Genomic DNA, 7,784 nt, shown 5'->3' with positions numbered 1-7,784 from the left:
GGGCGGTGGGGTGGGGACACGGCGGAGTGTCCCCGCAGGACGAGCGCGCGACCTCCGAGTACAGCCGCGATCGCTCGAACGCGCCGAGCCGAGGAGACATTCCGGCGGGGCACCGCCCCACACAGCACCGACACCGACCAGCAAAATCCAGCCTCGCCGGCGCTTGAGGCGCGGGGTCTGGGGCAGAGCCCCAGCTACCACCGACCAGCAAAATCCAGCCCCGCCGGCGCTTGAGGCGCGGGGCCTGGGGCAGAGCCCCAGCTACCACCGACCAGCAAAATCCAGCCCCGCCGGCGCTTGAGGCGCGGGGTCTGGGGCGGAGCCCCAGCAGCCACCGGCCGGACCGGCCACCCCGGCGGGAGCCGAGGGGCCTAGCGGACCGGGAGCACCGCCGACACCCTGAAACCCCCCGCATCCGTCGGCCCCGACACGAACACCCCGCCCAGCCCGAGCACCCGCTCCCGCATCCCGACCAGCCCGTTCCCCCCGCTCGGCAGACCGACCCCGTCCGCCTTCCCCTCGCACGGCCCGTTCTCCACCTGCATCGCCACCTCCCCCTCACGGTGCGCCAGCCGCACCACGACCCGCGCCCCCGGAGCGTGCTTGTGGCAGTTGGTCAGCGCCTCCTGCACCACGCGGTACGCCGTCTGCTCCACCTCCGCCGAGTACACCGCGCCCCCGGCGGGACCCGCCCCCTGCACGACCATCTCGACGGCCATCCCGGCCGCCCGCGACTGCCCGACCAGCGCCTCCAACTCCTCCAGCGAGGGCCCCTCGTCCACACCCGCCGCCACCGACGCGGCAGCCACCTGCACCACCGCGGCCCCCACCGCGGCCCCCACGGCCGCGGCCGGAGCGACGGCCGCCTTGGCGGGCGCCGCCCGCAGCACGCCCAGCATCTCGCGCAGCTCCGTCAGCGCCTGCCGTCCCATGTCCCCCACCAGCGCGGCGTTCTTCGCCGCCCGCGCCGGGTCCTTGACCGCCACCGCCTCCAGCGCGGCCGCGTGCACGACCATCAGCGACACCCGGTGCGCGACCACGTCGTGCATCTCGCGCGCGATGCGGGTCCGCTCCTCGGTCCGGGCCCACTCGGCACGCTCCTCGGCCCGGTCCGCCAGCAGCGACAGCTCCCGCTCCAGCGAGTCGGCCCGTTCCTGCAGGCTCTCCATCAGCCGCCGCCGGGCCCCGATGTAGAGCCCGAGCAGCATGGGCGGCACCGTCAGCGCGACGGCGACGAAGCCGGACAGCGCGACCACGAGGCCGGGATCGGCCTCCACGTCGCCGCGCGTCTTCAGGTACATCACGATGAAGGTCGCCACCAGCGACATCGAGGCGAGCGCCGCGATGATCCGCCGGGGAACCTCGGACGAGGCGAGCGTGTACATGCCCACCACCGACAGCAGGAACCCCACTTCGGCCGGCGCCACGGCGATCCCGACCAGCACCACCGCGATCGGCCACCGCCGGCGCAGCACGAGCGTGGCCCCCACCACGACCCCGAACAGCACCCCGAGGGGCACGGGGATCCCCGCCTCGTCCGCGAAGCGGATCCCCTCCCATGCGCACTCCGCGGCGGAGACCCCCGCCAGCGCCACGTCCACCACGACATCCCGCCGCCGCGCCCACCACAACGGCGGCCCGGCACGGCCTTGCTCTTCCCCCGTACTGGTCATGCCGTCCAGCGTACGCAGCGCCCCCTACAGACCACCGACAGAAAAAACCACGAACGACGGGTAATCGCACATAGGAGTGAATCGCCCGCATCCCAAGACCTGAATCCCACATTCCGGACCACAGTCGACCCATGACCGAAACCGATCGCCCCGCCGCCGACGGCCCCGCCACCCCTCCCGACCCGGCACCCGAACGGGCGAGACACCCCAACGCCAAGGACGCCCTCCGCACCCGCGCCCGCGAACTGCGCCCGCAGGGCCTCACCTACCACCGGATCCAGCAGGAGCTCGGGTGCTCGAAGAGCTCGATCTCCCTCTGGGTCCGCGACCTCCCCAAGGTCGACCACCGGTCCCCCGCCGAGCAGGGCCGGGACGCGGCGCACCGGCGCTGGGCCCTGGAACGCCCGCGGCGCCAAGCCGCCCGTGCCGAGGCGATCGAGGCGGCACGCAGGGAGGTCGGCCCGCTCAGCGATCGCGACCTGTTCATCGCAGGCGTCGCCCTCTACTGGGCGGAGGGCGCCAAGAGCAAGCCGTACCGGCGGGACGAGACCGTCGCGTTCATCAACAGCGACCCCGGTGTCATCCGGGTCTTCCTGGCATGGCTCGCGCTCATGGACATCCCCCGCGAGCGGCTCAAGTTCCGCGTGATGATCCACGAATCCGCGGACGTGGAGGGGGCCGAACGGTACTGGGCCGACCTCGTCGGTGTGGAGCGCAGCCGGTTGCAGCGGACCACGCTCAAGAAGCACAACCCGAGCACCGTCCGGAAGAACACCGGGGCGGCGTACCGGGGATGCCTGGTCGTCCGCGTCGCCGCCGGTTGCGAGTTGTACCGTCGCATTGAGGGCGCCTGGTGCGGCATAGTGGGGTCCGCGGGTTCGACCAAGTGACGAAATGTCCGGTTCACCCGGGTTCACCATCCCCTGTGGTGTAATTGGCAACACGGGTCACTTTGGATGATTTGTTCCAGGTTCGAGTCCTGGCAGGGGAGCAACGCACGTTCGGGTTCCGACCACAGAGGTCGGGACCCGGCTTCGTTTCGGGCCTTCGGCCCACCGGTATCCTTCACGGGTCCACCCCCGAAGCCGAAGGGCACACCCGTGAGCGCCAACCGCCCGGCAGCCGTCGTCGTACTCGCAGCGGGTGAAGGCACCCGCATGAAGTCGGCCACACCCAAGGTTCTGCACGAGATCTGCGGGCGCTCGCTCGTCGGTCACGTCGTCGCCGCCTCCCGCGAGCTGGACCCCGAACACCTCGTCGTGGTCGTCGGGCACGCCCGGGAGCAGGTCACCGCACACCTCGCCGGCATCGACGCCGACGTCCGCACCGCCGTCCAGTACGAGCAGAACGGCACCGGCCACGCCGTCCGCATGGCCCTGCAGGAGCTCGGCGGTCCCGTCGACGGCACGGTGATCGTCGTCTGCGGCGACACCCCGCTGCTCACCGGGGAGACCCTGGGCCGGCTCGCGCGGACGCACGCCGCCGACGGCAACGCCGTCACCGTGCTCACCGCCGAGGTGCCGGACTCCACCGGTTACGGCCGCATCGTGCGCGACGCCGGCGGCGCCGTGACCGCGATCGTCGAGCACAAGGACGCCACCGACTCCCAGCGCGCGATCCGCGAGATCAACTCGGGCGTCTTCGCCTTCGACGGCGCCCTCCTCGCCGACGCCCTCGGCAAGGTCCGTACGGACAACAGCCAGGGCGAGGAGTACCTCACCGACGTCCTCGGCATCCTGCGCGAGGCCGGGCACCGGGTCGGGGCGGCCGTGGGCAGCGACCACCGCCAGATCCTCGGCATCAACAACCGTGTGCAGCTCGCCGAGGCCCGCGCCCTGCTGAACGCGCGGCTGCTCGAGCAGGCCATGCTGGCGGGCGTGACGGTCGTCGACCCGGCGAGCACCTTCGTGGACGTGACCGTCACCTTCGGGCAGGACGCGGTCGTGCACCCCGGTACCCAGCTCCTGGGCGCCACGCACATCGCCGAGGGCGCCGAGGTGGGCCCCAACACCAGGCTGCGCGACACCCGGGTGGGCGCGGGCGCGCGCGTGGACAACACGGTGGCCGAGAGCGCGGTCGTGGGCCCGCAGGCGAGCGTGGGGCCGTTCGCGTACCTGCGTCCGGGCACGAGCCTCGGGGCGAAGGCGAAGGCCGGCACGTACGTGGAGATGAAGAACGCGACGATCGGCGAGGGCACCAAGGTGCCGCACCTCTCCTATGTGGGCGACGCGACGATCGGCGAGTACACGAACATCGGCGCGGCGAGCGTCTTCGTGAACTACGACGGCGAGCACAAGCACCACACCACGGTCGGCTCGCATTGCAAGACGGGGTCGGACAACATGTTTGTGGCACCCGTCACCATCGGGGACGGGGCCTACACGGCTGCCGGATCCGTGATCACGAAGGATGTGCCCCCCGGCGCGCTGGCCGTGGCCCGCGGCCAGCAGCGGAATATCGAGGGTTGGGTGGCTCGCAAGCGTCCGGGAAGTGCTGCCGCGACTGCGGCGCAGTCGGCGGTCTCGGAGGACGCCGAGCGCCCTTGAGGTGAACTGACCGGAAACAGGTACGTCTCGAACGGCGTACCGTGATAGGTGCACGCAATTCGGCTGGCTCACCGTGTGCGGGACGGACGCACATGGGGGCGAGCAGCTTCAACACGTCTGAGGAGACAGTGCTGTGACCGGGATCAAGACGACCGGCGAGAAGAAGCTGATGCTCTTCTCCGGCCGCGCCCACCCCGAGCTGGCCGAGGAGGTCGCGCACCAGCTGGGAGTCGGCCTCGTGCCGACCAAGGCTTTCGACTTCGCGAACGGTGAGATCTACGTCCGCTTCCAGGAGTCGGCGCGTGGCGCGGACTGCTTCCTGATCCAGAGCCACACGGCTCCGATCAACAAGTGGATCATGGAGCAGCTGATCATGATCGACGCGCTGAAGCGTGCGTCGGCGCGTTCCATCACCGTGATCATCCCGTCCTACGGGTACGCCCGCCAGGACAAGAAGCACAAGGGCCGCGAGCCGATCTCGGCGCGTCTGGTGGCGGATCTGCTGAAGACCGCGGGTGCGGACCGCATCCTGACGGTCGACCTGCACACGGACCAGATTCAGGGCTTCTTCGACGGCCCGGTGGACCACCTGTCGGCGCTGAACGTGCTCGCGGACTACGTGGGTGCGAAGGTGGACCGGACGAAGCTGACGATCGTGTCTCCGGACGCGGGTCGTGTGCGGGTGGCGGACCGCTGGTGCGACCGGCTGGACGCGCCGCTGGCGATCGTGCACAAGCGCCGTGACAAGGACGTCGCCAACCAGGTGACGGTCCACGAGGTCGTCGGTGAGGTCAAGGGCCGGGTGTGCGTCCTGGTCGACGACATGATCGACACGGGTGGCACGATCTGTGCCGCGGCCGAGGCGCTCTTCGCGCACGGCGCGGAGGACGTGATCGTGACGGCGACGCACGGCATCCTGTCGGGTCCGGCGGCCGACCGCCTGAAGAACTCGAAGGTGAGCGAGTTCGTCTTCACGAACACCCTGCCGGACCCCTCCGACCTGGAGATGGACAAGATCACGGTGCTGTCGATCGCGCCGATGATCGCGCGTGCGGTGCGTGAGGTCTTCGAGGACGGTTCGGTGACGAGCCTCTTCGAGGAGCAGCAGTAGGGGCTCCAGGGCTCCCGCTAGATCCTTTTGAAGTGCGGCCTCCCTGCCGGGTAGACTCATGAAGTTGCTCGGCGAGGGAGGCCGCACTTTCGTGTGCGGATGCTCCGTTATCGACGCGCTCTTCGTAGCAGGCCGTTTCGGCCGGGTGACTTCAGTCCGTCTTTCCGTCACCCCACGAGGAGTGAGCATGTCCGAGGTCAAGCTTTCCGCCACCCTGCGCGACACCTTCGGCAAGGGCTCGGCCCGCCAGGCCCGTCGCGACGCCCTGACCCCCGGTGTCATCTACGGCCACGGCACCGCCCCGAAGCACGTCAACGTCGAGGCCCACGGCCTGATGATGGCGCTGAAGACCCCGAACGTCCTGCTGTCCCTGGACATCGCGGGCGGCGGCACCGAGCTGGTCATCCCGAAGGCCGTGCAGCGCCACCCGCTGAAGCCGGTCATCAACCACGTGGACTTCCTCATCGTCAAGAAGGGCGAGAAGGTCGTCGTCGAGGTTCCGGTCGTGACCGAGGGCGACCTGGCCGCCGGTGGCAACCTGCTGGAGACCCTGATGACGGCCGTGTCCGTCGAGGCCGAGGCCACCCACATCCCGACCGAGATCACCGTCTCGATCGAGGGCCTGGAGGCCGGTGCGACCGTGCACGCCTCCGACCTGAAGCTGCCGGCCGGCACCACTCTGGCCGTCGACGGTGAGACCGCCGTCCTGCAGGTCGTCGCCCCGCAGGCCGAGGAGCCGGCCGAGGGTGACGCCGAGGGCGCCGAGGCCTGAGCCTCGCCCTCTTGCCTCAGCAGTTGCTGACCGACCGCCGTCCGGCTCCACTGGAGCGGGACGGCGGTCGTCCTCGTTCTAGGCGGTAAGGAGCTTTTGATGTCGGACGACGCGGCGCCCTGGCTGATCGTGGGTCTGGGCAATCCGGGGTCGGAGTATGCCGGGAACCGCCACAACATCGGGTTCATGGTGGTGGACCTGCTGGCGGAGCGGATCGGCGGGAAGTTCAAGGCGCACAAGGCGCGGGCGCAGGTGGTCGAGGGGCGGACGGGGCCGCCGGGGCCGGTGAACCGCCGGGTGGTGCTGGCGAAGCCGATGTCGTTCATGAACCTGTCGGGCGGTCCGGTGACGGCTCTGCGGGACTTCTACAAGGTGCCGGTGGATCGGATCGTGGCGGTCCACGACGAGTTGGACATCGACTATCCGACGCTGCGTCTGAAGCTGGGCGGCGGGGACAACGGGCACAACGGCCTGAAGTCGATGACGAAGGCGATGGGTGCGGACTACCACCGGGTGCGGTGCGGCATCGGTCGGCCTCCGGGCCGGATGCAGGTCGCGGACTTCGTGCTGAAGGACTTCTCCTCGACGGAGCGCAAGGAGCTGGACTGGTTCGTGGACCGGGCTGCGGACGCGGTGGAGTGTCTGGTCTCGGAGGGTCTGGAGCGGGCGCAGTCGGCGTACAACGGCTAGCGTTCCGGCACATCTTCACAGGGGACAAGTGACCCGGAGCAGGTCAGTTCGTCGCATATATGCACGCACGGCTCTTGACCGGGGCGGTACTGCCTCAGCATGCTGGCGCCGCCGCCCCCCCATGGCCCCGTGTTTCCCTCTCTTCCCAGAGGTGCCTCCATGCTCCGTTCCCGTCAGCGCTGGGCGGCTGTTGCCGCTGCGCTGCTCCTCTCCGCGTCCGCCGGCCCGGCGTTCGCCGCCGATTCCTACGAGGTGCCGCTGCACCAGGCGAAGGACCTGCCGATCTACGCGGCCCAGTACAAGGGCAAGCCCGGCGAGACCTGCGCCTCCGTCCCCGCCACGAAGGACGGTTGGCACTTCATTGCGCCGGGCAGCCCGAACGAGGTGTCCTTCGTCAAGCTGACGGTGACGTTCGAGCCGGGCGGCCAGCAGGTGGTCACCGTCTTCGGTCCGCCGAACGAGAACCACGCGTACGCGGCGTCGGAGCCGGGGGCGAAGCTGGTCTCGGCGGTCGCCGAGGTCGAGGGCACGACGGGCGGCGGCAAGAAGCTGGAGTGGTTCAACCTGTCGCACGCGTGCCTGTCGACGGCCACGCCCGGGCCGACGCCGTCGCAGTCCTCCACCGAGCCCGCGCCGTCGACCTCGACCTCGGCGTCGACGTCGCCGAGCACCAGCACGTCGGCTTCGCCGTCGAAGTCGACGAGCACGGGTCCGTCGTCCTCGGCGAGCGCGTCGGCGTCGTCGTCGGCTTCCTCCCCCGCGCCGTCCGTGTCGGCGTCGGCCTCCGGCGGTACGACCGGTGGCGATCTGGCGCAGACCGGTTCCGACGCTCCGATCGGGCTGCTGGCCACGATGGCGGCGGCGCTGATCGCGGCCGGTGGGTTCCTCGTGGTGCGCCGCCGCCGGTCGGGTGCCCAGGGCTGAGCAGCGTAGGACGGAGAAAGAGGGGGCCCCGCGCCGGTGCGGCGCGGGGCCCCCTTTTTTCCGTGGGT

General features: G+C 70.5%; 7 protein-coding genes and 1 tRNA gene. 7 read left to right on the top strand and 1 reads right to left on the bottom strand.

Features of this window, described 5'->3' with window-relative positions; translation table 11 throughout:
* Nucleotides 1–371: 371 nt before the first annotated feature.
* Entirely contained in the window at nucleotides 372–1,673 is a 1,302-nt protein-coding gene (locus IF89_RS0130455) for a sensor histidine kinase (RefSeq protein ID WP_078628612.1), read from the bottom strand.
* A gap of 131 nt (nucleotides 1,674–1,804) precedes the next feature.
* Between IF89_RS0130455 and IF89_RS0130450 the strand changes: the two genes are divergently transcribed.
* From IF89_RS0130450 to IF89_RS47150, 7 genes are all read left to right on the top strand, one after another.
* Nucleotides 1,805–2,563: a hypothetical protein gene (locus IF89_RS0130450; protein WP_051807838.1), complete on the top strand. Its 759-nt coding sequence runs from the start codon at nucleotides 1,805–1,807 to the stop codon at nucleotides 2,561–2,563.
* A gap of 29 nt (nucleotides 2,564–2,592) precedes the next feature.
* Nucleotides 2,593–2,664: transfer RNA gene (locus tag IF89_RS0130445), tRNA-Gln, on the top strand.
* A 109-nt stretch (nucleotides 2,665–2,773) separates the two neighbouring features.
* Nucleotides 2,774–4,219, top strand: coding sequence for a bifunctional UDP-N-acetylglucosamine diphosphorylase/glucosamine-1-phosphate N-acetyltransferase GlmU (glmU, locus tag IF89_RS0130440; RefSeq protein ID WP_030774897.1), 1,446 nt, complete (start codon nucleotides 2,774–2,776; stop codon nucleotides 4,217–4,219).
* 133 nt (nucleotides 4,220–4,352) lie between these two features.
* A complete protein-coding gene (locus IF89_RS0130435) occupies nucleotides 4,353–5,330 on the top strand; it encodes a ribose-phosphate diphosphokinase (protein ID WP_030774896.1) in 978 nt (325 codons plus the stop codon).
* A gap of 187 nt (nucleotides 5,331–5,517) precedes the next feature.
* Entirely contained in the window at nucleotides 5,518–6,102 is a 585-nt protein-coding gene (locus tag IF89_RS0130430) for a 50S ribosomal protein L25/general stress protein Ctc (protein ID WP_030774895.1), read from the top strand.
* Between the two features lie 99 nt (nucleotides 6,103–6,201).
* Nucleotides 6,202–6,792 carry an aminoacyl-tRNA hydrolase gene (gene pth / locus IF89_RS0130425; protein WP_030774894.1) on the top strand — a complete coding sequence of 197 codons (591 nt, stop codon included), beginning with the start codon at nucleotides 6,202–6,204 and terminating at the stop codon, nucleotides 6,790–6,792.
* Nucleotides 6,793–6,951: 159 nt separating this feature from the next.
* Complete coding sequence (locus IF89_RS47150) at nucleotides 6,952–7,716, top strand: LPXTG cell wall anchor domain-containing protein (RefSeq protein WP_078628611.1); 765 nt, start codon at nucleotides 6,952–6,954, stop codon at nucleotides 7,714–7,716.
* Nucleotides 7,717–7,784: the final 68 nt, after the last annotated feature.

This window comes from Streptomyces sp. NRRL F-2664 (assembly GCF_000719345.1).
GTDB lineage: Bacteria > Actinomycetota > Actinomycetes > Streptomycetales > Streptomycetaceae > Streptomyces.
The sequence above is the reverse complement of the archived record's forward strand: the minus strand, read 5'-3'. Positions and strand labels throughout refer to the sequence as shown.